Annotated in this window: 1 protein-coding gene; it reads left to right on the top strand. The window is 34.3% G+C overall.

Going from position 1 to position 370, the window contains the following annotated elements; genetic code table 11:
- Window positions 1–27 precede the first annotated feature (27 nt).
- Window positions 28–370: sodium:solute symporter family transporter (locus tag EKL98_RS16095; protein WP_449404015.1), on the top strand; the 343-nt coding region annotated here is incomplete at its 3' end.

Genomic DNA, 370 nt, shown 5'->3' with positions numbered 1-370 from the left:
AATTAAAAACCAACAAAACAAAAAATTATGAATACATTACAAACTGCAGACTACTTAGTCTTTCTTGTTTACTTTTTTATAGTATCTGGCTATGGCTATTGGATATACAAACGAAAACAAACTGCTTCTCATACTGCTTCTCATGATTACTTTTTAGCTGAAGGATCACTAACTTGGTGGGCTATTGGAACATCCCTAATTGCTTCAAACATTTCTTCGGAGCAATTTATTGCTATGTCTGGAAATGGATTTAAAATGGGTTTAGCTATTGCAAAATATGAAAGGAAGGCACCCCTAGCCTTGGTTATTGCGGACCAACAATTCATTGCTGTTATCCGAATTTCGAATGCAAAAAACCCATTGGATAATT

This window comes from Flavobacterium bomense (assembly GCF_003970355.1).
This window is presented reverse-complemented; position numbering and strand designations above follow the sequence as displayed.